The sequence below is a fragment of the Variovorax sp. 10L426 genome, assembly GCF_056395305.1.
Genome location: NZ_JBFTJF010000001.1, coordinates 260,042 through 285,712, shown reverse-complemented (window position 1 = coordinate 285,712; position 25,671 = coordinate 260,042). Strand labels below are relative to the sequence as shown.

Here is a 25,671-nt window from a genome sequence, read left to right as displayed (position 1 = left end):
CCTCGATCGGGGCTAGGTCGAGAATCCTTCCCGGGCGCCGGCTTGTCAAGACTCGGGCGACGCAGCGGCCCTCCTCCTTTTTGAGGAAGAGATCAGTCGGATTCCCGGCTACCGATCATGGTCCGTTCGCCATCGGGGCGGTGCATGTCGAGGAATGCGCCGCTGAAGGTCCAGGTGGTGGTCGACTTCAATGCCGCCAGGAATTCGCGCTCCTGTTGCATCACGGCGCTGTCGCACGACCGGCGCGTGGTCGCAACCGGCCCTACGGAGATGCGGTCGCCCTGCGCGGTGTACGTCGCTCGGAAGGCATTGCAGCCACTGAATCCCTTCACGATCCCGCCCTTGAAGGTCAGGGAGATCGTGGTGTTCGACATCGGGCTCAAGACGGCCTGCCGGCCATTGTTGAAGCCGGTGATGTTGGAGCGCAGGCCTTCGAGCGTGGGGACGGGCTCTGCCTTGAACGACATCACGGTGTCCCCGGCCTCGGACATCAGCGCGAGGCGATCGCCGGTCTGCACGGGGCGCAGGGTGCCGGTGAGCGCCTTCTTCACCGCGTTCTCCACCTTCATCGCGGCGTCGCCGCACATCATCATCGACCCGGCCAGCGGCGCGATGACGATTCGGTCCTGCTTGACCGTGTAGGAACCGAAGAAGCGATTGCAGCCCGAGAAGCCGCTGACACGGCCTCCCTCGAAGCGCGCGGTGACGGATTGCGGCCCGGAGGGCAGCAGGCCGGCATCGAGTCCCTGCACACCGGTGAGGCGCCAGGTCGTCCCTTCGATCCCAGCCGCCGCCGCGGTCAGGGACAGCATCGAAACCAGGATCAGCGTCAGTCGTTGCTTCAGGTTCACATCGCCTCCTTCCGTGTCGTCATGACCGGTGAAGCGCGATCTTAGCGATGCGAGATGACGCTATTGGCGGCAGTCCGGAGGCAGGTATCTGGGCGCGATCTGGTCCGGCCGACATTGCCAGATGACGTGCCCTTGCGCATCGGTCGCAGGCACGAGCCGTATCGTCTTTCCGGCGAGCGATCCCGGGGCCATGACCAACTGCAGCATGCCGTCGGTCGTGTTCAGCCGCAGGTCCTGCAACACTGTCGGGATGGGCTCCACGAACCGCGCCTCGGCGAGCGATCCGGGGATGCGCTGGTTCGACTCGTAGTAGGTGCCGACGGCGCGCGCGGCCGCACGGCCGAAGCTCAGCGCCTGCGTCGTCTTCGCGCGAAGGGTGTAGTCCTGGTATGCCGGCAACGCGATGGCAGCGAGGATGCCCAGGACCATCGGAACGCCCAGCACGCACGCCAGGATGAGCACGATATTGCTGGTCCCGCCCTTCTGAGCGACGAGCACAAGTTGCCCTTCCTGGCTCCGGTTCACGGCCCGCGCGTTCTCGATCACGCGCTCGCAGTGCCGGTAGTAGGCGGCGTCCGCGAAGAGCGGCGGCACGATGAAAATGGCGAGCACGTAGACGAGATAGCCGATGGCCACGGCACTGGGCACTGCCTGCCCCAGAAACGCCGCCGGAACCAGCAGCATGTAGGGCAGGAAGAAATAGAGGGCCGCCTTGCCCCACATCTTCCGATAGAGCAGCCAATAGAGGGTGACGAAGAAGGCCGGCCAGTGCCATCCGGCCGAAGTCCTGCGCCGATGATCGAAGAGTGCGAACTTCCCGAGGTAATGATCCCGGTTCCTGGGGCCGACTGCCGCGGCGTAGAGATCCTGCAATCCCTCCCTCGCATCGCGGCCGGTGTCGAGGCCACCCAGCAGGCTCGGACGTTGCGTCGTGCCTCCGCGGCCGGTGGGTTCTCTCTTGACGCTGGCGCCGCAGCCCGGACAGAGCGCATGCGTGGGTGCGTTCAACGTGCCGCATTCGGCGCAATACATCGGTAGCGGTCCTTTCAGGAGCAGACGAAGGTAAGCGCGGAAAGCGTAACAGGGAGTTTCATTGCTGTGAATCCTTATGTACGCGAAATCGCGATGGGTGTGGCGATCACCGAGCTCATGATGGACGCCAGTGTTGATCCCAGGCGTGGTCGATGCCCATTGTTGACTCGGTGCTCCGTCGAATCTCGCTCATCGAGTGGCGGGCGATCCATGTTGCGATTGCGATGAGTAGCGCCTCGCACAGGACGCGTCGCCGATTCGGTTGCAGATCGCGACGACGGCCGCGGCGGCATCCCGATCCGTGGGATTGAGCTTCAGTGCGTTCTCCAGGGTTGCGACTGCCAGCCGGTCCTGCCCGCCACGCTCGAGGGCGAGCGCGTAGACATAGGCGAAGCGCGGGTTGTCCGGCGCAAGCTCCGCAGCGCGACGCAAGGGCACGAGCGCTTGATCGAGATGGCGTTGGCGCAGCAGCGACAAGCCCAGGGCGTGCCGGGTTGTGGCATCGCCGGGAAATCTCGCCGCGACATCCCGCAGGAGCGACTGGGCATCGTCTTCCCGACCTTGGGCGCGATAGACATCGGCGAGGTTCAGCGAGGACACGGCGAGATCCGGGGCGAGGTCGATGGCCTTCTTCAGCGCCGCCTCGGCTTCGGCCCACTTGCCCTGGTCCGCATACAGGGTGCCGAGGTTGTCATAGGACTCCGGTCGATCGGCGTTGAACAACTGCACCCTGACGTATTCATCGATGATCGCGGAGAGCTGCGCCTGGTCCTTCGCGTCCCAGGCCGCGACCGGCACGCCAGCCAGCCAGCGCGCAACGGACATGCGAACCCCCTTGACCGGATCGGCGAGCAATGGACGCAGCCATTCGGAACGGATCTCGGGCGGCGCAGTAGCCAGCGCCTCCACCGCGGTTCGCCTTACCAACGGGTCGCGGTCCTGCAGCAGTTTGCGGATCTGGTTCAGCCCTTCCGGCCCCATTGCGGGCACGGCCCGCGACAACGCACTGGCGCGCGCAATCGACGATTGATCGGTGTCCTCGAAGACCTTGGACAGCAGCGACAACGCTTTCTCGTCGCCCTTGTCGAACGCGGCGAATGCTGTCTGCAATGCGGGGTGCCGCACGTTGATGCCCGGATACCAGCGCTGCACCCACTGCGACGCCCACTCGGGCGACTTGTCGACATGGCACTTGTTGCAGGCATTCGGAACACCCGTGCCCACCGAAAGATCGGGCCGCGGGACCCGGATCCCGTGGTCGTGCCGTGGGTCGATCGACATGTAAGTGGTCGTCGGCATATGACAGGCGACGCAACTGCTGCCGGCAGAACTCAGCTCGTGGAAGGTGTGGGTCGCTGCCTGGTACTTGGCCGGCGCGTGGCATTGAAAGCACACCGCGTTGCCCGGTGCGCGCAGCTTGAGCGAATGCGGGTTATGGCAGTCGCTGCAGGTCACGCCCTTCTGGTACATCAGGCTCTGCTGGAACGAGGCGTAGTTGTAGACCTCGGCCTTCATCTGACCGTCGGGCCAGAACAGGGCCTTGTCGAGTAGCGAAGGCACATGCGTGTCGAGCAGCGGCTTGCCATGCACATAGTCGTCGGAGATCTGGCTTCGGTGCGAGTGGCAGCGCGCGCACAACTCGACTTCGGCGCGGTCGGGCGATACAGGCAGGCTGCGCGCTGCGTTGCCGGTTTCCGCGCCAATGGTCCAGTGCGCATCCTTGCGATCTCGCAGCAGTTGCGCCAGGCCCATCGTGGCGTCCGCCAGCCGGGCCGCCCCAGACAAGGCCGCCCAGGCCACGTGGCTCGATCCCGGCCCATGGCAGCTTTCGCAGCCGACATTGCCTTCGGACCACGTACTCTCGTAAGTGCGCGTGACGACATCGAATTTCTTCTTGAAGTTGGTCGTATGGCACTCGGCGCACATGAAGTTCCAGTTGTTCTGGCGGCCCGTCCAGTGCAGCGGGTCACCGGCCTTGACGTCTTGCCCGGCATGCAGGTCGAACCAGCGCTGGCCGCCCTTGTCGAGCGGGCGCGTGTCCCAGGCCATGGTCAGAGCCTGCATGCCTTTGTCGGGCATCGGGACCAGAAACTGTTGCAGCGGATAGACGCCCAGGGTGTGAGTCACCTCGAACTCTTGTTCGCGTCCGTCGCGACCCTGCGTCTCGACGTAGAACTTGCCGTCGCGCTGCCGGAACCGCGAGGTGATGCCAGCCTCAGTGAAAGTCTCTCCATGGAAGGGAGCCAGCACGGTCGCGGACGTGGCGTGCTGCATCGCCAGATCATGGTGTGAACCCTGCCAGGCCTGGAAATCAGTCTGGTGGCAGGCGGCACACGCCTGGGACCCGACGAACCTGGCGACCGACGATGGCGCGTCGGCGCCCGAGGCGATTGGGTGAGGTGCTGTTGCGGGTCGAAGGAGCAGCCACGCAAGCAAGAGGAAGAGGACGAGGACGCTGAAGGCCAGCGCGATCGCAACAAGCTTCCGCTGCTGGATGCGCATGGCGGCCTCTAGGTGGAAGCATGACGGCGAGGGCCTATCGCCCGCTCGCCAGTCGCATGGCGTCGGCGCCACCTGCGCACGCCGAAGACGGCGGCCGCGATCAACACGACCAGTAGCAGCGCTGCGCCCGCAAGAATGCCTGCCATCTGCCGAAGCAACACCGACCAATTGTTTTTCAGCAACTGGAGAAGAGGGTTGTAGCCGGGCGGCGGCTTGATCACTCCGTTTTGCCGCTCGTAGTCGTCGTATCTGGCCAGCATCGTGTTCAGCAGTTCAGGCTTCTCTGCGCTGAGATCCCGCGACTCGGTCGGATCCGACTTGAGGTTGTAGAGGCGCCATTGGTGGTCCGAGAACGGGGCAACGTTGCGGCTGATCTTGTAGTCGCCAAAAAACAGTGCGCTCGCCCCCGTGGCTTCGAAGCCGAGCGTGAAATCGGCGGGATGGATCGAAGGCGCCTGTCCCTCGAGGTAGGGCAGCATGCTCGTGCCGGTGGGGCGGATCAGCTTCTTGCCCTTGTACTCGTCGCCGGGCATCGGAATGCCGGCGATGTCCAGCACGGTCGGCAGGAAGTCCGTCACATAGGCGAACTGATCCGTCATGCCGCCCGGCTTGATGCGCTGCGGGTAGCTGACGATGAAGGGCACCCGCATACCCCCTTCCGCGGACGTGCCCTTGAAGCTCGCGAAAGGCGTGTTGGACACTTCCGCCCAGTCCTGGCCGTAATGGACATAGCTGCCTTTCTGCCCCAGCGTCTCGATGCCGAGCGCGTAGTTGACCCGATACCAGAGCTTGAAAGGAAAGTTGAGCGTGTTGAGCTCGAACGGATCTGCGCCATTGTCGGACATCACGATGAACACAGTATTGTCCAGTTGACCCGTCTGCTTCAGGTAGTCGCGGAACCGGCCGATGTGCTGGTCGGCGCTGTCCAGCATCGCGGCGAACACGGACATCTTCTTTGCGTAGAGCTTCTGGTCCTTCGGGTCCAGACTGTCCCAACTCTTGCGCAGCACCGCTTCGGGCAGTTTCAGCCCGGCCGGAACCAGGCCCATGTCGACCTCACGCTGGTAGCGCTCGGAGCGAAGCTTGTCCCAGCCTTGCGTGTAGCGATCCTTGTACTTGTCGATGTCCACCTCGGGCGCCTGCAGCGGCGAGTGCACGGCCTGGAAGGCCAGCACGGCGAAGAAGGGCTTGTGGGCATCCTTGCCGTCCTCGACGTAGCTGATCATCCGGTCCACGTAGTGCCGCGTCGAGTAGAAATCGGCGGGCAATACCGCGCGCTTGCCGTCTTCCCACCAGACGGCCTCCATGTTCAGCGGCGCATAGACCTTGGCCTCGAAGTTGTCGGCGCCCGTCTGCTCGAGCGAGATGTAGCGGTCCCACCCCTTCGCACCCGGCGCATGCTCGAGGCCGTCGCCCATGTTCCATTTGCCAGCGAAGTAAGTGGCGTAGCCGCCGTCCCGCATGAGTTGCCCGAGGCTGTACGCGTTGGGACTCAGGAAACCCTCGTAGCCGGGTTGGCCCTTCTGGTTGTCAGCCATGACCGGCCTCAGGGAGCCTGCGCCCGCCCGATGATGGTCAATGCCGGTGTGCATCATGGCGCGCGACGATTCGCAGGTCGAAGCGGTGTGGAAATTGGTGAATCGAACGCCGGATTTGGCGATGTCATCGATGTTGGGCGTCTGGATCTCGCTGCCGTAGGCGCCGAAGTCGCTGAAGCCTGCATCGTCAATTACCACAAACACGATGTTCGGGCGAGGCTGCCCTGCCTTTTCGGAGCCGCCCGGCGTCGCTGCCTGGACGCTCGACACCAAGAGCGCCGCCATTGCGAGCGAACACAAAAAACTCCGGGCCTTGCCCCTTCTGTTCGTCATTTATTTGTCTCCTGTCTTTGAACGGCGAAACGCCGACAGGCGAACGCAGGGAGGGAGTTTGAAGACGAGGGAAAAAAGTGTCCAACGCAAAAATAGCCCGAGTACATTGCGTTTCATGCAACCCGACCCCAAGCTCGCAACCGACCTGCGCCGCTTGACCCACTTGATCGCGTTGGCCGAAGAGGGACGCTTCTCGCGCGCCGCGGTGCGGGTCCACCTGAGCGAAGCGGCCTTCGGCCGCAGCATCAAAAGCCTCGAGGACCAGGTAGGAATGCGTTTGTTCGATCGTGATGCCCAGCGGGTCTCGCTGACCCGGGCTGGCCAGATGGTGCTCGACCGTGCGCGCGCCCTGGTCTTCGACAGCAGCTGCCTGCAGCGCGACATCGAGTTGATGAGGCAGGGGGATGCCGGCGAACTCGCGATCGGCGCTGCGCCCATTCCGGCAGCGACCATCATGCCGAGTCTGTTGTCAGAACTGGGCCGCAGTAGCCCTCAACTGGTGACCCGAGTGCGTCTCGGCAATCTGATGGGGCTGGTCGAAAAACTCGAAGCGCAAGAACTCGATTTCTGCCTGGGCGAGCCCAAGCTGTTGGCTCGCAGCGCTCGCTATGCCAGCGCGCTGGTCGGCGTGCAAGGCGGCGCCCTGTTCTGCCGGCCCGGGCATCCGATCGAGGGCAGCAACAGGATCGGCCTCGCAGTCCTGCGACGCTACGGCATCGCCGCAATATCTGCAACGCGCTCGATGATGGAACAAATCGCCGTCAGCTATGGCTTCGACTCGGCGCACGACTTTCCGTTGACCGTCGAATGCGATGACCTTAATTTGCTCGGCCGCCTGGTTGCCGACACCGACGTGCTGGGCTTCTTGCCCGATGGAATGGCCGAGGCGAACAAGCTGGACTTGCGCCGCCTCGACATCAAGGTCAAGGCGCCCGTGGTCGTCAACATCCACGCGATCTGGCTCAAGGGTCGAACGATGTCGCCTGCCGCGCTGCGCGCCGTCAGCCTGGCGCAGCAGATCGCGACTCGGCTGCGGGGTTGAACTGAATCGTATGCACTGCGCTTAGCAGTGGATCACCCAACGCGTTGCGCGAGAGAAAGTCCGCCACGGCGTCGTTGACCACCTCTGGATGCGTCACGGGGCCCATGTGACCCAGTTCGCTGAACTCGAGCACCTCGACATTGGGAAGAGTGTTCGTCAGGAGCCTGGCCACCCCGCGCGACGAGGCGGGCGACTTCCCGCCCACCATGTACAGGACTGGAATCTCCAACGCGAGAAACGCCCGCAATGGCGTGGGTTCCGAAAACAGAGCGCGGGCCCAGCCTGCGATGTTGACCATGGATGCCGCGACCGGCGCCTGCCGAGCGGCGGGCATGCGACTCCAGGTCCCTGGGCCCATCCAGTAGTCGATGAAGACCTGAGCCGCGCCTGCGTGATCGTGCGCCTCGTTGGCGCGGGTCGCATCAGCCACGGCAGAACGGATGCCGCTCGCGGCTTCGTGCCCGGGACTTTCCTCGTCGAGCAGCGCGAAGAGCGTCGGCTCGTAGATCGCAATCGCGCGAACGCGGCTCGGACGGGCCAGAGCAGCCATCAATACCACCGCGGCGCCGTACGAGTGGCCGACCAGAGAGAACGGGGATCCAGCCGCCTCGAAGACCGGTTCCAGCAACGCGACCTCGTCGCTCAACGTCACGATGCGGTCCCGTGGCCACGCAGGGCTTTGGCCCGCGCCAAGCGAGTCCGGCGCGAAGACGCGGAAGTCCGGGGACAGGCGATCCATCAATGCGCGCCATTGCGACGAAGTACTCGCGTTCGAATGGACGCACACGACACCGGGTCCGGCGCCTGCCTCACGCACATGAGGGTGTGGGAATGTCATCGGTGCTCCTTGAAAGACGGCTCACGGGCCGCGCCATCGCGACATCCGGCGATGGGTGCGCCTGGGCCACCCTGCAGGCGAGCGGCGCCTGCGTCAGATAGGGGACCGGTTGCGGAATCAGGACAACCACGATCGCGCTCACGAAGGCGGCGATGGCGACGACCAGGGCCACCAACGCGCCTCGAAGATTCCGCGTGGCGGCTCCGCCATCCGCAAGTACCGAAGGAAAGGCCCAGTGGATTCGACTCAAAAAAGAGGACATTTCAATCTCCTGGCGTGGGCTGCGCCGCGACATCGAAGCGCTTCGGCGCTCCCTTTTCAGAGAGCAGGCTTGCCCAATGGGCGATCGCGCGGCCGAGCTTCTTGCTGGCGCGTTCGCGCTCGATGGGGCGACGGATCGGACGGCGAACGCATTCGACGGCCCGAAGCAAGGTCAAGTGCATCACGTCGCGCTGCGCATGGCTGCCGCCCAAGCGATGGGCCAACGCGGGCAGACTGGCGAACAGGCTGATCGCACGCGCGTAGTCACCACGCCCGAACGCCATCAGGGCGCGACAGGCCGGCAAGCCCAGCAGACGCGTGGTCTTTCCGTGACGCGTTGGCCACGAAGCCCGGACCGCCAGCAAGCCTTCGAGACGCCGAGCGCAGGCCCAGTCGCGCGCCCCGACAAAGGCCAGCATCGCGTGCAGATCCGTAAAGCTGCAGAACGCATCGTCGATGTGGGAAGACCAGACTTCGGCGAGTTCCGCCCAGCGTGCACCGACGTCGTGGCCGCGCAGCTGCATGCGCCATAGCAGCGCTGATGCATCAATGAGGTCGGCAACCTCGTCCGAGCGACCGAGTCGCACACGGTGATCGTAAATCGCCAGCGCATCGGCAACCCGGCCTGCTTCAATGAGGAACAACCCCAGATGCCACCAGCAGTGCGTGGCTGCGACGTTGTCTTCGGCCCAGGACGCCTGGTGTTCATGCATCCACTGCACACCCGCATCGGCGCGCTCGGTCATCTCGAAGACATGCGCCATCACGTGATGCGCCCGTGCATCGGCCGGGTTCGATGCCAACGCTGCGCGGGCCGCGCTTTCAGCGCCGTCATAGTCACCGGACTCGACGAGACCGAACGCGTGCATCGACAGCACCGCGTGGTAGCCGGGCATGTCGCTCGACCATTCCGGCAGAAGTGCTGCCACCCGGCCGCTCAGCTGCTCGACGTCGCCGGTCAGGTAGTCGAAGGCATGCGCCGCATGCAAGGCCAGCGCGTCGTGAGGATGCCGGCGCAACACCTCCGTCAGCGCGTGCTTGGCGGCGTCGTAGTCGTCCGCCAGCACGCTGGCGATCGCCACCAGGTGCGCGGCCTCGCGCTCGTTGGCCGGCAGGATGGCCGCGCGCTCCAGCACCGTCCGGGCCGACCGAACACGTCCGCCATCGCGACTGCACAGCAATGTGTAGGCCTGCAGGATGAGCGGCATCACGAACTCCGGCGCATCGGCGATCGCCCGCTCTAGCGGAGCGCTGGCGCCAGTACGCCAGGCCAGCGTCGCAGCAAGCGCGTTTTCGTACGCCGCCACCGCCGCGGGCGTGGCGCCGGAGACCGCGACGGAGCGGCAGCCCGCAGGCAAAGGAGTACGTCGGCTGAGCTCGGCGATGGAAGGCCACGGCATCATGTTCTCCGAATCCGGGCCCCCATTCTTGCTGGGACGCATCCGGCCGGATGTGCGTTTTGGCACACCCGCGCGCATGTCGCTACGGGGGTGTTCGCCAAAGGCCCCTCACTGGAATCGATACGCGTACCGGACCTGGTAGAAGTTCTCGCCCGGATTCGGATGCTTGATCGCGCCGTTCGAGAAGTGCTGAAGCCGGAGTGAAACTTCGTGCTGCCGACGCTCGCCGAAGCTGCGCCCCACCGCGATCTGATCGCCGAAATTGAAGGCTGTCGAAAAGCGCTTGCCCGTGGGCTGATAAAGCTTCGACGTGAGGGTCAGCCCGATGCCGCCTTCGACGAACCATGGCGACTCGCCGTGCGAAGGGGTCCAGCGGAACACCGGCGTGAAGCCGACCTGTGCAAGCTGCGTGTGACCCGGAGCGGTTCCGTCGGGATACGACCAAACGGAAAGGAAGCCTTCGAAGAACCCGCTCAACTGCCCGGAGCCGAGGTCCCACTTTCGGTCCCAGTCCCAGGTCAGTCCACCCGTGAAACTGTTGGTGCTGTTGGCGTTTCCCAGCTGAAAGAAAACGGATTCCGGGTGCATCAATCCCTGTGCGTTTGCGCTTTCCGCGCAGACAACGCAACCGGCGATGCTGCCGATTGCGACCAGGAATTTCCGGATGGCGATACCGCTTGTGACCTTGCTCAAAGATGACCTCCAGTCGCTGAGACAAAGGATGGGGCCTGCTTGCAGGCAAGCACAGGAGCATAGCCGCGAGTCTGGTTCGAGGTTTTCAGGCCATCAGGCGATCGGCTCCTCCTCGTACCATCGGTCCTTGCCCAGCAGCACACGATGGTGGCCATGCCCGGATGGCATCATCGGGAAGCAGTTCTCCTGCGCGGCCACCTGCACATCGAGAAAGAATGGCCCGTCGTATGCCAGGCATTCGGCCAGCGCCGCATCCAGTTCGGCCGGATCGGTCACGCGGCGCGCCCCCCAGCCGAAGGCCTTCGCCAATGCCACGAAATCCGGAAGCGCTTCGTTCCAGCTGTGGCTCAGGCGGTTGCCATGGTTCAGCTCCTGCCACTGGCGCACCATGCCCATGTAGCCATTGTTCGACAGCACCAGCTTCACAGGCGTGCGGTGCTGCACCGCAGTCGACAGTTCCTGGATGTTCATCAGCACCGACGCATCGCCGCTCACGCAGACCACCGATGCGTCAGGGTGCGCGACCTGGGCGCCGATCGCCGCGGGCAAGCCATAGCCCATGGTGCCTGCGCCTCCCGAGGTGAGCCAGCGGCCGGGTCGCTCGAAGCGCAGGTACTGCGCGGCCCACATCTGGTGTTGGCCCACGTCGGTCGAGACAATGGCATCTCGCCCTTGCACCGCCCGCTGGAGCGAAGCCATCAGCTGCTGCGGCAGGATCACATCGGCGCGCACCGCGAAATCGAAGCAGCGCTCTGCGCGCCAGCGCGCGATGCGCTCCCACCAAGGTGCCAGTCGTTGCGTCGGCAATGCATCCAGTTCGGGCATGGCAAGCAAGGCCTCGAGCACCCCACCGCAATCGCCCACGATGGGAACGTCGACCTTCACCACCTTGTTGATGCTGCTCGGGTCGATGTCGATGTGAATCTTGCGTGCGTGCGGGCAGAACTCGTCGAGCTCGCCGGTCACGCGATCATCGAAGCGGGCGCCGATGCAGATCACCAGGTCGGCCTCGTGCATCGCCAGGTTGGCTTCGAGCGCACCGTGCATGCCCAGCATGCCGACGAAGCGCGCATCCGACGCTGGAAATGCGCCCAGGCCCATCAGCGTCAATGTGCAGGGCGCATCGAGGCGGCGCACCAGTCGCGTGAAGGCCGCGCACGCCGCAGCGCCCGAGTTCACCAGCCCGCCGCCACCATAGACGATCGGTCGACGTGCTGTCGACATCAGGTCCGCAGCGCGTTGCAAGGCGCTCGTCGGAGGGATGCAGGTTTCGCGCGCCTTGCGCATCGGTTTGGCAGGCGCCTTGGCTGACGAGCCAAGCGGCATCAGCTGCACGTCCTTCGGCACATCGATCAGCACCGGCCCAGGGCGTCCCGACGCGGCGATGTCGAGCGCACGCCGAATCACGTCCGGGACCTCATCGGCCACACGGGGCTGGTGGTTCCACTTGGTCACCGGGCGTGACATGCCCAGGGCATCGCTCTCCTGGAACGCGTTGGTGCCGATGACGGCCGTGGCGACCTGCCCGCTGATGCACAGCACGGGGATCGAGTCGCTCATCGCATCGAGCAGTCCGGTGATGGTGTTGCCGACGCCCGGCCCCGATGTGACCAGCACCACGCCGACACGACCCGTCGTGCGCGCATAGCCCTCTGCCGCATGCACCGCCGCCTGCTCGTGGCGCACGAGCACGTGACGCAGCCGCGGCTCACCATGCAGTGCGTCGTAGAGCGGCAGCGCGGCCCCGCCGGGGTAGCCGAAGAGGGTGTCGACACCGCATTCGATCAGCGTGTCGAGCAGCGCCTCCGCGCCGTTGCGGACGCGTTGTGGCGAGGCCGGGGGGCTGGCCGGCGAAAGTCGTTGGGGAGAAAGCAGTTCCATGGCACCATTTTTTCGTGCATCGATCAGAATAGGCTTCTGTTTTTTGCCTGATTTCGGCCACTACATGAAAACCAATCTTTCAAAGTCGCATTCAACCGAAGAATCATCGGAGCAAGTGGATCTGGCCATCCTGCGCGTGCTGCGTGAGGATTCGCGCAAGACCCTGCAAGAGATCGGCGCGATCGTGGGCTTGTCGGCCACCAGTTGCTGGACGCGCATCAAGAAGCTCGAATCCCAGGGCGTGATCAAGCGCTACACGGTCGACCTCGATCCGGCCAAGCTCGGCTACAAGGATTTCGTCATCGTTCAACTCACGCTCGAAAGCCACACCGACGAAACGCTCTACGAGTTCGGCCGCGTGCTCGCCACCATCCCCGAGATTCAAGAGGCCTATCTGGTCTCGGGCGACTACGACTACTACATCCGCATCGCGGTGCGCGATACCCGCGACTACGAGCGACTGCTGCGCGAGAAGCTCTACAAGATCCCGGGCATCCGACACAGCAAGTCGAGCTTCGTGCTGCGTGTGCTGAAGGAAGCGAGCATTCCGGTCTGAGAGCGGGTGCGCCTCATGATCCGACTGCCGTTCACCAGCCATGCGCAGGTTCTGCATTGCGCCCGAACCCGGGCCATATTCATATTGCGGATCACTGCGCGCCTGCCGTAGCATGCTCCCGAGGAGAGAGCATCCATGCGAACGAGGATCCGGAAGATCAGGTATGCGCGAGTGCTTCCGTTGCCGCTGATTTCGTTCACGCTGAACGGATGCGCGCAACGGGGCGCTCCGTCGTTCGCGCTGTTCGGCGCCTACTTTCCCGCTTGGATGCTCTGTGCATTCCTGGGGATATTCGCTTCGATCGGCGTGCGCGCGGTGTTCGTTGCCACAGGGCTCTCCAACGCCCTTCCATTCCAGCTCTTCGTTTGCATGGCGATAGGGGTCTGCTTCGCACTCCTGGTCTGGTTCGTCTGGTTCGCATAGCCAGCATGAAGGCCGCAGGAATCCATCGCGCTCCCCTCTGGGGCAAACTGGTGTCGCTGGCAATCATCGTCGTCGCCGTCGTTTTCGGCATCTATGCGCTGCGTCGCCATTCGGCGTTGCCGTCGTCCGATGACGCGACCATCGATGCCGACGTGGTCCACGTCGCCTCGGCCGTCGGTGGCCGGATCATCGAGATTCCGGTCGCGGAGAACGTCAGCGTGACCAAGGGCGATCTTCTTTTCCAGATCGATCCGGCGCCCTTCCGACTCGCCGTGGCGCAGGCGCAGGCGGATCTCGATCTCGCGAAGGCCACGCTCGAGACGCAGCGACGCGTGTTGTCGACGCAGCGATCGACGGTGGTCGTCGCCGGCGACCAGACGAGGCGCGCGACCACCAATCTCGAACACGCGACCCGAACCGTCGAACGGCTTCAACCGCTTGCCGCCAAGGGCTACGTGCCCGTGCAGCAACTCGACCAGGCCCAGACAGCGCAACGCGATGCGGCAACCTCGCTTCGGCAGGCGCAGGAACAGCAAGCCGCGGCCGCGCGCGCGGTGGACACGGAAGCAGGCGCCGAGGCCACGGTGCGCGCACGCGAGGCCGCCCTTGGGATCGCGCGGCGAGCGCTCGAAGACACCACGGTCCGCGCGCCCCACAACGGGCGCGTTGTGGGCCTCACCGTCTCGCCCGGCGAGATGATCGTGCCATCCCAGACCCTGTTCACGCTGATCAACACCGACGAATGGTTCGCGGTCGCGAACTTCCGCGAGAACGATCTTCGTGCGATTGCCGAAGGCGACTGCACCACGGTGTTCTCGATGATCGATCGCAGGCAGCCCCTCAAGGGCGTCGTGCAGGGCATTGGGTCCGGCGTGCTCGATACCGGCCGGGTCAATCTTCCACGCTCGCTTCCCTATGTCGAGCGGTCCCTCAACTGGGTGAAAGTCGCGCAGCGATTTCCGGTGCGCATTCGCCTGGAGGAGCCGCCCCAAGGACTCATGAGGCTGGGCGCGACGGCCGTTGTCGAGGTGCAGCATGGCCACGCGTGCAAGTGACCGACATGGGGGATCTCTCGCGGGTTTCCTCGAGCTCCTTGGGCCGTCCCCAGGCAGGCTGGAGTTCGCGTTCAGGCTGGCGCTGCTATGCACCTTGACGACGCTCGTCGTCGAGATCTATCAGACGCCCGAGGCCGCGCTCACCGCCTACGTTTCGTTCTTCGTCATCAAGCCCGACCGCGCGACGAGCGTGATCATGAGCATTGCGATGCTGATCCTGATCACGTTAATCGTCGGCGTGGTGATGCTCGTCGCCGTGGTGGTCATCGACCACCCGCTTTTGCGCGTGACCACCATGGCCGTCTTTTCGTTCTGCCTGCTCTTCATCGCCTCCGGGAGCAAGCTGCGGCCGGTCGGCGGAATCCTCGCGTTGATCGTGGCCTATGCGCTCGATCTCCTGAGCAACGCCCAGATCGGTGAACTCGCAACACGCGCCCTCCTCTACGCATGGCTCTTCGTCGGCATTCCCGTCGGCGTTTCGGTGGCGATCAACCTGCTCATCGGCCCGGCACCGCGGCGCCTGGTGGAGCGCGCCTTGGCGCATCGCCTCGCCATCGCAATCGCCGTGCTCCAGGCGCCGGACCGCAGTGCCCGGCGCGCCCTTGGCAAGGTCTTGTCGGAGGGGACAGGCGAGATCCAAACCTGGTTGAAGCTGGCCGCCGTCGAGAAGTCATCCCCGGCACGAGACGTCGCCGCCCTTCGGCAGGCTGCCGCTTCCGTCACGCAGATCCTCCTGCTTGTCGACTTGCTGGATCGCGACGATGGCGGCCATTGGCCGGCCCTCCTGCGGGATCGCGTGGCGCGCACGCTCGACGAGATGGCGTCGATCCTGCGCGCCGGCGGATACCCCGTCGACATCGCGCTCGACGACGAGGACATCGGTCGGCCCTTGCCGCCTCAAGGCGCCGCGATCCTGGTGGAAATGAAGGAAGCGCTCGTTCGCTTCGCCGAGCCTCCTCTGCCGGAGGCAAGCTCGCAGAAGCCGAAGCCGGAACAGGCGAAGAGCGCCGGCGGTTTCTTCCTGCCCGACGCTTTCACGAATCCGGAGCATGTGCAGTACGCGCTCAAGACCACCGCGGCGGCCATGTTCTGCTATTTCGTCTACACGATGCTCGACTGGCCGGGCATCCATACGAGCCTGATCACCTGCTACATCGTTTCCCTCGGCACGGCGGCCGAGACCGTCGAAAAGCTGACGCTGCGGATCGTGGGCTGCCTGGTGGGTGCGACCACCGGGCTCGCGGCGATCGTCTTTCTCATGCCCCACGTGACCTCGATCGCAGGCCTGTTGGCGATCGTCTTCCTCGCGGCACTCGCGTCGGCCTGGGTCGCCGGCGGCAAGCCTCGCATCTCGTACGCCGGATTCCAGATCGCCTTCGCCTTCTTCCTGTGCGTGATCCAGGGCGCCGGTCCCGGATTCGACATGACGGTCGCGCGCGACCGGATCATCGGCATCCTGTTCGGCAACCTGGTGATCTATGTGATGTTCACGACGGTCTGGCCGGTCAGCGTCATGCGGCGCATCGATCCTGCCATCGCCGCTGTCTTGCAGCGACTGAGCGCGATGATGACGGCTGCCGGCCGGTCGAGCCGCTACGCACTCGCCGGCGAAGCCCACGCGGCGCTGGGCGCGCTCGAACAGGACGTAGGTCTCGCGCAATATGAGCCGGCCAGCATCCGCCCTGGCAACGACTGGCTGAACGGCCGAATCCGTGCGACCCAGGAGATCACCGCGATCCAGGGCCCGCTGCTGATGAGCGCCAACCTCGATCCTGCGCATGCCCACAAGATCGCCGATCGGCTCGACAGGCTTGCCGATGGCGTCGACGGTCACCCGCAAACACCCAGCGCCAACGAGAGCGTGACCGAGGAACCCGCGCCGCAGACGCGCCGGCACATCGATGCCCAACTCGAGCATCTGGAGCAAGCCCTCATCCAGCGATCCGATGAAAGCCAGGAAGGGAGCGCTGACCATGCGCCGGCTTGAGGCAGCCCTCGCGTGTGCCGTCTGCGTGGGCTGGCTGGCCGGTTGTGCGACATCGGCGCTCGAGATGGCACCGTCACGACCCGACCGCCCCTGGGCGCCGGCAATCAACGCCGAAGGCGAACTGGTCGCGGACCAGAAAGGTCCCGCGGATAGGCCCGGCGGCTACGTGCTGCCCGCGAATCCGGCGCTCGCGTCCTTCCCCCCAGCGCCACCGATCGACGAGACCAGGGCCTACACGCTGCCCGAACTGATCGACCTCGCGGAATCCAGCAATCCGGTGACGCGGATCGCCTGGAACGACGCGCGTCGCGTCGCGCTCGCGGCAGGCATCGCGGAGAGCACTTACCTGCCGAACATCAGCGCGAGTGTCGTGGGCGCCTACCAGTCGAGCAGCAGCAACAACTCGGTGCTCGGCATCAACGGCAGCGGCAACGATTCGGCCAGCGGAATCATCTCGGCGGTCTCGCTCGTATGGCTGCTGTTCGACTTCGGTGGCAGAGCGGCCGTCGTGGAGGCGGCGAAGCAGGCGTCCCTCATCTCGAACATCGCCTTCACCGCGGCCCATCAGCAGGTCATCTACGACGTCAGCCTGGCCTTCTACGCGAACGCCGCGGCGCGCACGCGCCTCGCAACGGCGACGCAGTCCCTGAAGAACGCCAAGGCCGTGCAGGCGGCCGCCGAAGATCGCTACAGGCACGGCATCGGCACCGTCATCGAGGTGGCCCAGGCGCGCCAGGCGGCTGCGCAGGCCAATCTCGCCCTCGTGCAGGCGACGGGCGGAATTCAGGACGCCCAGCTCAGGCTGTTGACGGCCATGGGCATCTCGCCATTGACGAAGATCAAGGTCGCCGACGTTTCGGACCGCAAGCTCTCGCCGGCGATGTCCGCATCTGTTGAAAGCATCATCACGGACGCGCTGTCGCGTCGCCCTGACATGTTGAGCGCCTACGCCGCCCAGAGAGCCAGCCTTGCGAAGGTGCGCGCGGCGGAGGCGGCATTCAAGCCGAAGTTTTTCGTCTCGGCGACCGGCGCCTACAACTCGGGCCACCTGGACGTCACGGCGCTGCCATCCGTTGGCCAGCAGGCCCCGACCGTCAATATCAATGGCCAGCGCCTCGGCGCCGCGGTTTTCGCGGGCGTGACCGTTCCCCTCTACGACGGGGGCACTCGCGATGCGATCCTGGCCCAGTCCCAGGCCGAAGCCGACAGCGCCGAGGCCAGGCTCACGCGCGTTCGACAGGATGCGGTGCGTCAGATCGTGCTCGCCGACAACGCCCTGCGCACCAGCCTTTCCGCACACGAAGCATCGGAGGTCTTGGTGTCGGCCGCGCAGACGACCTTCGATGCGGCCCTGGCCGCGTATCGCAGCGGCGTCGGCTCTGTCACCGACGTCACGCTGGCGGAAACGCAACTCCTTCAGGCCAGGAACGCATTCGCCGATGCCTACAGCACGGCGCTGTCGGCAGCGGCCACGCTTGCGCTTTCAGCCGGCGCGCTCGGCGGCTCGCGGCCATAGACGCTGAACCACCCGATCTTCACATCGAACCTTGCCATGAACCGCCTCTTGGCCTGAGACTTGCGCCTTCGTCGCTGCCGTCAGCGATTCAACGAGGAGAACCCATGCTCAAGTTCCTGTTCCGATGGCTTGCCATCGCCCTTGTTTCCGGCGTCGCGTACGCGGAAGTCCCGCCCTATCCGGCGGGCTTTCGAACGCAGGAGCTCGCGGTCAATGGAACCACGCTGCATGTCCGCGTAGGCGGCAACGGACCGGCGGTGACGCTCATCCACGGCTACGGCGAGACCGGCGACATGTGGGCGCCGCTGGCGGCCGCGCTCATGAAGGACCACACCGTGGTCGTGCCCGACCTGCGCGGCATGGGGCTTTCGGCGCATCCGGCCGGCGGCTTCGACAAGAAGAACCAGGCCGTCGACATCGCCCAGGTGCTCGATACGCTCAAGATCGCCAAGACCGACCTCGTGACGCACGACATCGGCAACATGGTCGGCTTTGCCTTCGCCGCGCAGTACCGCGACCGCGTCGGGCGCTTCGTGCTGATCGATGCACCCGTGCCGGGCGTCGGCCCGTGGGAGGAGATCCTCAAGAACCCCCTGCTCTGGCACTTCCGCTTCGGCGGGCCGGACATGGAGCGCCTCGTGGCCGGCCGCGAGCGCATCTACCTCGACCGCTTCTGGAACGAGTTCTCGGCCGATCCGAAGAAGTTCGACGAAGCCTCTCGCCGGCACTACGCGAAGCTCTACGCGCGCCCCGGCGCGATGCACTCGGGCTTCGCGCAGTTCGCCGCGTTCGATCAGGATGCGATCGACAACAAGGCTTTCCTGGCGCAGGGCAAGCTCACGGTTCCGGTGCTGGCCGTCGGCGGCGAGAAGTCGTTCGGCCCCACCATGGCGGTCGTGATGCGAGCCGCCGCCGACAACGTCACCGAAGGCATCGTTCCGGGTTCAGGCCACTGGATCATGGAAGAGAACCCGCAGGCGACGGTCAAGCTGGTGACCGAGTTTCTCGGCAGCGCGAACTGAGCCAACGACCAGGGACTCTGCCGCCCAGACTCCTATGCCGTGCGGACCACTTCATCCAGGCGCCTTGCAAGTGCCGATACCACGGCATCGCCCATCTCCTCGGTGCCCACGCGAATGCAGCCGGGCTGGAAGATGTCGCCAGTTCGCAGGCCATCGGCCAGCACGCGCCGTACAGCGCTCTCCACTCGCTCGGCATTGCCGTCTTGATCGAAGGAGAAGCGCAGCATCATCGCCATCGACAGAATGGAGGCCAGGGGGTTCGCCAGATTCTTGCCCGCGATGTCGGGTGCGGTGCCATGCACCGGCTCGTACAGCCCGAAGCTGCCGCTTGCCATCGACGCCGAGGGCAGCATACCGATCGAGCCGGTGAGCATTGCGGCAGCGTCGGAAAGGATGTCGCCGAAGATGTTTCCGGTGACGATCACGTCGAACTGCCTGGGTGCGCGCATCAGTTGCATCGCAGCGGCGTCGACGAAGAGGTGCGTGAGCTCGACGTCGGGGTACGCCTTGCCCACGCGGGTCACCACCTCGCGCCACAGCTGCATCACCTCCAGCACGTTGGCCTTGTCGACCGAGCAGAGCTTGCGGTTGCGCGTGCGCGCGGTGCGAAACGCGACGTGCGCGATACGCTCCACCTCGGGCTCCGAATAGCGCATGGTGTTGAAGGCCTCGCGCTCGCCGCTGGCATTGCGTCCGCTGCCGCGCGGCTCGCCGAAGTACACGTCGCCGGTGAGCTCGCGCAGGATCATCAGGTCGAGCCCGTCGACCACCTCCGGCTTCAGCGTCGAGGCGCCGATCAGCTCGGGAAACAGGAAGGCCGGGCGAAAGTTGGCGAACAATCCCAGTCCCTTGCGCAGGCGCAGCAGGCTCGCGCCCGGCCGCATCATGAACGGGATCTCCTCGTCGCCCGGCATGCCGGCCGAGCCAAACAGGATGGCGTCGGCCTTGCGTGCGATCTCGGTCGTGGCCGCGGGCAGCGGGTCGCCGGCGGCGTCGATGCCCGCCTGTCCGATCGCCGCTTCCACCAGCTCCAGGGGTTGGACCTGCCCCACCACGGCCTTGAGCACCTTCACGGCCTGTGCCGTGACCTCGCGGCCAATGCCGTCGCCCGGCATCACTGCAATCTTCATTTCAAACCTTTCTGGGTCTCACTTCAAAGAGCCGTGCCGCGCTCGCGGCTTCGCTCGAATGCGTCGATGGAGGCTTGCTGCGTCAGCGTGTAGTCGATCTCGTCGATGCCTTCCAGCAGGCAGTGACGCGGGAACGGGTCGATGCGGAAAGGCTCCGCGCGGCCGCGCGGGTCGGTGACGGTCTGTGCGCGCAGGTCAACCTGCAGTCGCGCGCCGGGGTTCGCGAACAATTCGGCCAGCATTTCCTGCACCACGGCCTCGGGCAGGCGCACCGGCAGCAGGCCATTCTTCAGCGCATTGCCGAAGAAGATGTCGCCGAAGCTCGGCGCGATCACCGCGCGAAATCCGCCGTCGTACAGGGCCCAGACCGCGTGTTCGCGCGATGAGCCGCAACCGAAGTTGGGGCCGGCCACCAGGATGCGTGCCTGCGCGTACGCCGGCTCGTTGAGCAAGAAGTCATCGCGACGCCGGCCGTGCGCATCGTGTCGGACATCATGAAAAAGATAGTCGCCGAAGTTGTCGGAGCGCGGCTTCTGCAGGTACAGCGCGGGCACGATCTGGTCGGTGTCGACGTTGGCACGGGCCAGGGGCACCGCCACCGCGTCGAGTCGTGTGAAAGCTTCCATCGGGGTTGCGACTCCAGGTTGTCAGTGCGGGGCAAGAAGGCTGCGCACATCCGTCAGCCGGCCGGTCACGGCGGCCGCAGCGGCCATGGCCGGGCTCATCAGGTGGGTGCGTGAACCAGGCCCCTGGCGGCCGACGAAATTGCGGTTGGAAGTCGAGGCGCAGCGCTGGCCTGCAGCCACCTGGTCGCCGTTGGTGCCCAGGCACATCGAGCATCCCGCGTGCCGCCACTGCAGGCCGGCCGCAAGGAACACGGCGTCGAGCCCCTCGGCCTCTGCCTGCTGCTTCACGAGACCGGAGCCGGGGACGACCCAGGCCTCCACGCCTTCGGCCACGCGCCGGCCGCGCACCACCTCGGCGGCGCTGCGCATGTCTTCGATGCGCCCATTGGTGCAGGAGCCGATGAACACGCGGTCGACCGCAACCTCATTGAGCGGTTGGCCAGGATGCAGGCCCATGTAGGCCAGCGTGCGCTCGATGGCCTCACGGCGGTCGGCCGTGGCGGCAAGGGAGGGGTCCGGCACGCGGCCGGTGATCGGCAGTGCATCCTCGGGGCTGTTGCCCCACGTGACCATGGGGGCGATGTCGTCGGCGTGCAGACGCAGCTCGGCGTCGAACACCGCGCCGTCGTCGCCGGGCAATTGGCGCCAGCGCGCGAGCGCCTCGTCCCACGCGGCGCCTTGCGGTGCCTCGGGCCGGCCGGCGAGCCATTCGAACGTGGTGTCGTCGGGCGCCACCATGCCCGCACGCGCACCGGCCTCGATGGACATGTTGCACACCGTCATGCGACCGGCCATCGACAACGCACGGATCGCCTCACCCGCGTACTCGATGGCGTGGCCGGTGCCGCCCGCGGCGCCGAGCCGCGCGATGACTGCAAGGATGATGTCCTTGGCCGACACGCCTTCGGACAAGCGCCCGTCGATGGTGATTCGCAGCGTGCGCGGCTTGCGCTGCCACAGGGTCTGCGTGGCGAGCACGTGCGCCACTTCCGAGGCGCCGATGCCAAATGCCAGCGCGCCAAGTGCGCCGTGCGTGGCCGTGTGGCTGTCGCCGCAGACGATCACGCTGCCCGGCAGGCTCAGCCCTTGCTCCGGACCCACCACATGCACGATGCCTTGGCGCAGATCGTCGAGGCCGAAGAAGCGGATGCCGGCGGCCGCGCTGTCGTCCTTCAGTGCCTGCGCCATTGCGCGCTTCTCGGGGTCCGCGATGTCGGCCAGCGCGCGCGACCCGGTGGGCACATAGTGGTCGGGCGTGGCAAAGGCGCGGTCCGGCCGACGCACCACAAGGCCGCGCTGGCGCAGCATTTCGAAGGCGGGCGCCGAGCCGTCCTGTACCAGGTGGCGGTCGACGTACAACAGGCTCTGGCCGTCGTCGCGCTGCATGACCACATGCGGCTGCCAGATCTTTTCGAAGAGGGTGCGGGGTGCGAGGGGCATGAATGAAGATGAATGAAGGGCCTGGCAGGAAGGGGATCAGTCGAGCTTCACGCCGGAGACGCGAACGATCTCCGCATAACGCTGGGTCTCGCTGGCCATGAAGCGCCCGAACTCCTCGGGTGTGCCGCCGCCGATTTCGGCACCGAATGCGGCCATGCGCTTTTGCAGCTCAGGCGACTTGAGGACAGCGTTGGCCGCGGCGTTGAGTTTGTCGATGATGGGACGCGGCGTGCCGGCCGGCGCGGACAGGCCGTACCACGAGGAGGCGTAGACGCCCTTCAGGCCCACTTCGTCGAAAGTCGGTACGTCCGGCAAGGCCTGGTTGCGCGTCTTGGAAGCCACGGCCAGCGCACGCATGCGGCCACTGGCGATGAAGGGCAGGCAGGTCGTGGTATCGAGCATCAGGGAGACGTGGCCCGCCGCCAGGTCGGCCTCTGCCGGCGCGGTGCCCTTGTAGGGCACGTGCACGATGTCGATCTTCGCGGCCACGGAGAACTGCACGGCCGCCAGATGCTGCGACGAACCGATGCCGCCCGACGCATAGTTGAGCTTGCCCGGGTTCGCGCGTGCCGCATCGATCACGTCCTTGACGGTCTTGAACGGCGAATCGGCCGGCACGACAAGGATGTTGGGCACGGCCGAGACGTAGATGATCGGCTCGAAGTCCTTGACGGGATCGAAGCCCAGCTTGTTGTAGAGGCTGATGTTCACCGCGTTGGGGCTGATCGAGGACATCAACAGGTTGTAGCCATCGGGCTTCTGCCGCGCCGCGAGCTCAGTGCCGATGTTGCCGCCCGCACCCGCGCGGTTGTCCACCACGAAGGGCTGGCCGAGTCGATGACCGAGCATCTCGGACACGATGCGCGCGGTGGTGTCCACGCCGCCGCCGGGCGGCCACGGGACCATCAGCTTGATCGGCTGGGATGGGTAGCCCTTGGCCACCTCATCGTCGGCCGAAGCCGCCGCGTGGATGCCGAACAGCGTGGCCAGCATCAAGCAGGCATGCAATTTCTTCATTGCTTTCATGACATGTCTCCTGTCTTCGAATAGCTACTATGCTATGCCTCACCCCGCAGAGCCAGCAACCACAATAAAGGCATGCAGGCATGAGTAAACTTCATCCCTAATGACGCGCCGACTGCCTCCGCTCAATGCCCTTCGCGCCTTCGAGGCGGCCGCCCGCTGCGGCAATTTCACGCGCGCCGCCCAGGAACTGTTCGTGACTCAAGGGGCTGTCAGCCGGCACATCGCCACGCTGGAAGGCTGGCTCAAGGTGCAGCTGTTCGAGCGCGGACGACACGGCATCCGCCTGACGCCGTCCGGCGAGAGCTACTTCGCGAGCATGCGCGTGGCGCTCGACCAGATCGAGCATGGCACCCGCCAGCTGCTGCAGAGTCCCGACGAATGGCTGCTGCGCGTCAAACTGCCGCCGACCTTTGCCATCCGCTGGCTGATTCCGCGACTGGCACGCTTCCACGCCATGCATCCACGCATCGAGGTACAGATCACCACGTCGCACAAGCCGGCCGACTTCGATCACGACGACATCGACGTGAGCATTCATTCCGAGCCGAGTCCGCCAGTCGGCCCGGGCTACCGATTGCTGTTTCGTGAAACGCTGCTGCCTGTGTGCTCGCCAGCGCTGCTGAAGCGCGAACCGCCCTTGAAGCAGCCGGCCGACCTCGCGCACCAGGCGCTGCTGAGCTCTCTCAATCGGCCTCACGACTGGCAGGCCTGGCTCGCGGCGGCCGGCGCGACGCACATCGACACGAAGCGCGGCCTGAAGTTCGAAAACGCCGCCATGGCCTACCAGGCGGCGGCCGAGGAACTGGGCGTGATGGTGGGACTGCTCGCGTTCGTGCGCGACGACCTGGCCAGCGGCCGCCTGGTGGCGCCTTTCGATTTACGCGTCCCTACGGAAGGCGGCTATTTCATGGCTTGGCGCGCAGACCGGCCAGTGCCGCAGCGGGTGCGCGATTTCGAACGCTGGATCGCGGCCGAGGCGACAGCGAGCGAGGCTTGAACCCCGGTTTGTCAGGCGACGGTCCGCAGCGACTGCCTGCGGCGCAGTCCTCGCAGCACCGGAAACACCCAGATCACCAGCGACAACACCGCCAGCGAAGCGGCGATCGGGCGGGAGACGAAGCCCATGAGGTTGCCGTCGGACTTGATCATCGACGTGATGAAGTTTTCTTCCAGCATGCCACCGAGCACGACGCCCAGAATGGCAGGAGCGATCGGGAACTGGTTTTCCTCGAGCAGGTAGGCAACGACGCCGGCCACCAGCATCACGCCGACATCGAAAAGCGAATTGTTGATGGCGAACGCGCCCACGATGCAGAAGATCAGGATGAGCGGCATCAGCAGGTTGCGCGGCACACGAAGGATGCGCTTGGAGACCTTGATGCACAGGATCCCGAGCGGGATCATGATGAGGTTGGCCATGATGAACAGCATGAACACCGCATAGATGTTCTGAGGGTTGGTGGTGAACAGGGTCGGTCCGGGGTTCAGGTTCTTCATGTAGAGCACGCCGATCACAATGGCCGTGATCGAATCGCCCGGGATGCCGAACACCAGGGCGGGGATCCACGCACCCGCCAGGGCACTGTTGTTCGCGGACCCCGATTCGACGATGCCCTCGACATGACCGGTCCCGAACTTTTCGGGCTCTTTCGACAATTTCTTGCTCATCGCATAGGACATCCAGGCCGCAATGTCGGCGCCCGCGCCCGGCAACGCGCCGACGAGCGTGCCCAGCGCACTGCCGCGCAGAATCTGAACGGGGTATTTCTTGGCCAGTGCCCATTGGCCGGACAGGACACTGCCCACCTTTTCGACCACCAACTCGGCCGGCGGCAGCGTGTCGACCGCGTAACGGATCACCTCCGAAATCGCGAACATTCCGATCATCATCGGGATCATGCCGATGCCGCCTGTCATCTCGGTGTTGCCGAAGGTGAAGCGCGGAAAGCCGGCCGGATTGCCCAGGCCCACGCATGCCACGAGCAATCCGAGCATGAGGGTCACGACGCCCTTGAGCGGGCGGTCCGACGTGATGAAGACGGCGCAGGTGAGGCCCAGCAGCACGAGCCAGAAGTATTCGAACGAGCTGAAGTTGAGTGCGAAGTCGGCCAGTGCAGGAGAGGCGACGATCAGCACCGCCGTGCCGAAGAGACCCCCCACCGCCGAGAACACCAGCCCCGCGCCGAGTGCAACCTCGGCCTGGCCCTTGCGCGTCATGGCAAAGGCTTCGTCGGTGTAGGCGGCCGAGGCAGGCGTGCCGGGAATGCGAAGCAGGCAGCCCGGAATGTCGCCGGAGAAGATCGCCATCGCGGTGGCGGTCACCATCGCTGCGATCGCGGGAATCGGCGCCATGAAGAAGGTGACCGGCACCAGCAGCGCCACGGCCATGGTGGCAGACAGTCCCGGCACCGCGCCGACGAAGAGACCGTAGAGCGAAGCCACGATCATGACCACCAGGGTGTATGGATCGAACACCATCGCGAAGGCTTGCCCGAGAGCTGTCGACATGTGCGTTCGAT

The 25,671-nt window shown here is 65.4% G+C and carries 22 protein-coding genes; 8 read left to right on the top strand and 14 right to left on the bottom strand.

Annotated elements, in window-relative coordinates; genetic code table 11:
- Positions 1 to 92: 92 nt before the first annotated feature.
- From AC1DHL_RS01455 to AC1DHL_RS01440, 4 genes are all read right to left on the bottom strand, one after another.
- Complete coding sequence (locus AC1DHL_RS01455) at positions 93 to 851, bottom strand: META domain-containing protein (protein ID WP_478160034.1); 759 nt, start codon at positions 849 to 851, stop codon at positions 93 to 95.
- 60 nt (positions 852 to 911) lie between these two features.
- Positions 912 to 1,859 carry a DUF2628 domain-containing protein gene (locus AC1DHL_RS01450; protein WP_478160032.1) on the bottom strand — a complete coding sequence of 316 codons (948 nt, stop codon included), beginning with the start codon at positions 1,857 to 1,859 and terminating at the stop codon, positions 912 to 914.
- 213 nt (positions 1,860 to 2,072) lie between these two features.
- The gene (locus tag AC1DHL_RS01445) at positions 2,073 to 4,385 is read right to left on the bottom strand and encodes a tetratricopeptide repeat protein (RefSeq protein WP_478160030.1); all 2,313 of its coding nucleotides are present in this window, start codon (positions 4,383 to 4,385) and stop codon (positions 2,073 to 2,075) included.
- An 8-nt stretch (positions 4,386 to 4,393) separates the two neighbouring features.
- Positions 4,394 to 6,256, bottom strand: a complete 1,863-nt coding sequence (locus tag AC1DHL_RS01440) for an arylsulfatase (RefSeq protein WP_478160028.1) — start codon at positions 6,254 to 6,256, stop codon at positions 4,394 to 4,396.
- Between the two features lie 115 nt (positions 6,257 to 6,371).
- Between AC1DHL_RS01440 and AC1DHL_RS01435 the strand changes: the two genes are divergently transcribed.
- Positions 6,372 to 7,298 (top strand): LysR family transcriptional regulator, encoded by a 927-nt coding sequence (locus tag AC1DHL_RS01435; RefSeq protein WP_478160026.1) that lies wholly within the window; start codon positions 6,372 to 6,374, stop codon positions 7,296 to 7,298.
- Here AC1DHL_RS01435 and AC1DHL_RS01430 read toward each other — a convergent pair.
- The 5 genes from AC1DHL_RS01430 to ilvB all read right to left on the bottom strand — a co-directional run bounded on the left by AC1DHL_RS01430 (position 7,258) and on the right by ilvB (position 12,371).
- Positions 7,258 to 8,136 carry an alpha/beta fold hydrolase gene (locus tag AC1DHL_RS01430; RefSeq protein ID WP_478160024.1) on the bottom strand — a complete coding sequence of 293 codons (879 nt, stop codon included), beginning with the start codon at positions 8,134 to 8,136 and terminating at the stop codon, positions 7,258 to 7,260. The genes AC1DHL_RS01435 and AC1DHL_RS01430 overlap by 41 nt on opposite strands.
- The gene (locus tag AC1DHL_RS01425) at positions 8,108 to 8,398 is read right to left on the bottom strand and encodes a hypothetical protein (RefSeq protein WP_478096254.1); all 291 of its coding nucleotides are present in this window, start codon (positions 8,396 to 8,398) and stop codon (positions 8,108 to 8,110) included. Before AC1DHL_RS01425 ends, AC1DHL_RS01430 begins: the two co-directional genes overlap by 29 nt.
- 1 nt (position 8,399) lies before the next feature.
- A complete protein-coding gene (locus AC1DHL_RS01420; protein ID WP_478160022.1) occupies positions 8,400 to 9,797 on the bottom strand; it encodes a tetratricopeptide repeat protein in 1,398 nt (465 codons plus the stop codon).
- Between the two features lie 108 nt (positions 9,798 to 9,905).
- Positions 9,906 to 10,490, bottom strand: coding sequence for an acyloxyacyl hydrolase (locus AC1DHL_RS01415; protein ID WP_478160020.1), 585 nt, complete (start codon positions 10,488 to 10,490; stop codon positions 9,906 to 9,908).
- A 93-nt stretch (positions 10,491 to 10,583) separates the two neighbouring features.
- Positions 10,584 to 12,371, bottom strand: a complete 1,788-nt coding sequence (gene ilvB / locus AC1DHL_RS01410; RefSeq protein WP_478160018.1) for a biosynthetic-type acetolactate synthase large subunit — start codon at positions 12,369 to 12,371, stop codon at positions 10,584 to 10,586.
- A 64-nt stretch (positions 12,372 to 12,435) separates the two neighbouring features.
- Here ilvB and AC1DHL_RS01405 point away from each other — a divergent pair, with 64 nt between their 5' ends.
- The 6 genes from AC1DHL_RS01405 to AC1DHL_RS01380 all read left to right on the top strand — a co-directional run bounded on the left by AC1DHL_RS01405 (position 12,436) and on the right by AC1DHL_RS01380 (position 18,930).
- Positions 12,436 to 12,927, top strand: a complete 492-nt coding sequence (locus tag AC1DHL_RS01405) for an Lrp/AsnC family transcriptional regulator (RefSeq protein WP_478160016.1) — start codon at positions 12,436 to 12,438, stop codon at positions 12,925 to 12,927.
- Between the two features lie 135 nt (positions 12,928 to 13,062).
- Positions 13,063 to 13,350: a YtcA family lipoprotein gene (locus AC1DHL_RS01400; RefSeq protein ID WP_478160014.1), complete on the top strand. Its 288-nt coding sequence runs from the start codon at positions 13,063 to 13,065 to the stop codon at positions 13,348 to 13,350.
- Between the two features lie 5 nt (positions 13,351 to 13,355).
- The gene (gene mdtN, locus AC1DHL_RS01395) at positions 13,356 to 14,405 is read left to right on the top strand and encodes a multidrug transporter subunit MdtN (RefSeq protein WP_478160012.1); all 1,050 of its coding nucleotides are present in this window, start codon (positions 13,356 to 13,358) and stop codon (positions 14,403 to 14,405) included.
- 94 nt (positions 14,406 to 14,499) lie between these two features.
- Positions 14,500 to 16,392, top strand: a complete 1,893-nt coding sequence (locus AC1DHL_RS01390; protein ID WP_478160010.1) for an FUSC family protein — start codon at positions 14,500 to 14,502, stop codon at positions 16,390 to 16,392.
- On the top strand, positions 16,379 to 17,908 hold the full coding sequence (locus AC1DHL_RS01385; RefSeq protein WP_478160008.1) for a TolC family protein: 1,530 nt from the start codon (positions 16,379 to 16,381) through the stop codon (positions 17,906 to 17,908). Before AC1DHL_RS01390 ends, AC1DHL_RS01385 begins: the two co-directional genes overlap by 14 nt.
- A gap of 104 nt (positions 17,909 to 18,012) precedes the next feature.
- Positions 18,013 to 18,930, top strand: coding sequence for an alpha/beta fold hydrolase (locus AC1DHL_RS01380; protein ID WP_478160006.1), 918 nt, complete (start codon positions 18,013 to 18,015; stop codon positions 18,928 to 18,930).
- Between the two features lie 32 nt (positions 18,931 to 18,962).
- On the opposite strand, the gene leuB is transcribed toward AC1DHL_RS01380, so the two are convergent.
- The 4 genes from leuB to AC1DHL_RS01360 are packed head-to-tail and all read right to left on the bottom strand — an operon-like array spanning position 18,963 to position 23,152.
- Positions 18,963 to 20,060, bottom strand: a complete 1,098-nt coding sequence (gene leuB / locus AC1DHL_RS01375; RefSeq protein WP_478160004.1) for a 3-isopropylmalate dehydrogenase — start codon at positions 20,058 to 20,060, stop codon at positions 18,963 to 18,965.
- A 23-nt stretch (positions 20,061 to 20,083) separates the two neighbouring features.
- A complete protein-coding gene (leuD, locus tag AC1DHL_RS01370) occupies positions 20,084 to 20,686 on the bottom strand; it encodes a 3-isopropylmalate dehydratase small subunit (RefSeq protein ID WP_478160002.1) in 603 nt (200 codons plus the stop codon).
- A 21-nt stretch (positions 20,687 to 20,707) separates the two neighbouring features.
- Positions 20,708 to 22,126, bottom strand: a complete 1,419-nt coding sequence (leuC, locus tag AC1DHL_RS01365) for a 3-isopropylmalate dehydratase large subunit (RefSeq protein WP_478160000.1) — start codon at positions 22,124 to 22,126, stop codon at positions 20,708 to 20,710.
- A gap of 36 nt (positions 22,127 to 22,162) precedes the next feature.
- The gene (locus AC1DHL_RS01360; protein ID WP_478159998.1) at positions 22,163 to 23,152 is read right to left on the bottom strand and encodes a Bug family tripartite tricarboxylate transporter substrate binding protein; all 990 of its coding nucleotides are present in this window, start codon (positions 23,150 to 23,152) and stop codon (positions 22,163 to 22,165) included.
- Positions 23,153 to 23,252: 100 nt separating this feature from the next.
- Between AC1DHL_RS01360 and gcvA the strand changes: the two genes are divergently transcribed.
- A complete protein-coding gene (gcvA, locus tag AC1DHL_RS01355) occupies positions 23,253 to 24,149 on the top strand; it encodes a transcriptional regulator GcvA (RefSeq protein WP_478159996.1) in 897 nt (298 codons plus the stop codon).
- A gap of 11 nt (positions 24,150 to 24,160) precedes the next feature.
- Here the strand turns inward: gcvA and AC1DHL_RS01350 are convergent, their stop codons facing one another.
- On the bottom strand, positions 24,161 to 25,660 hold the full coding sequence (locus AC1DHL_RS01350; protein ID WP_478096280.1) for a tripartite tricarboxylate transporter permease: 1,500 nt from the start codon (positions 25,658 to 25,660) through the stop codon (positions 24,161 to 24,163).
- Positions 25,661 to 25,671: the final 11 nt, after the last annotated feature.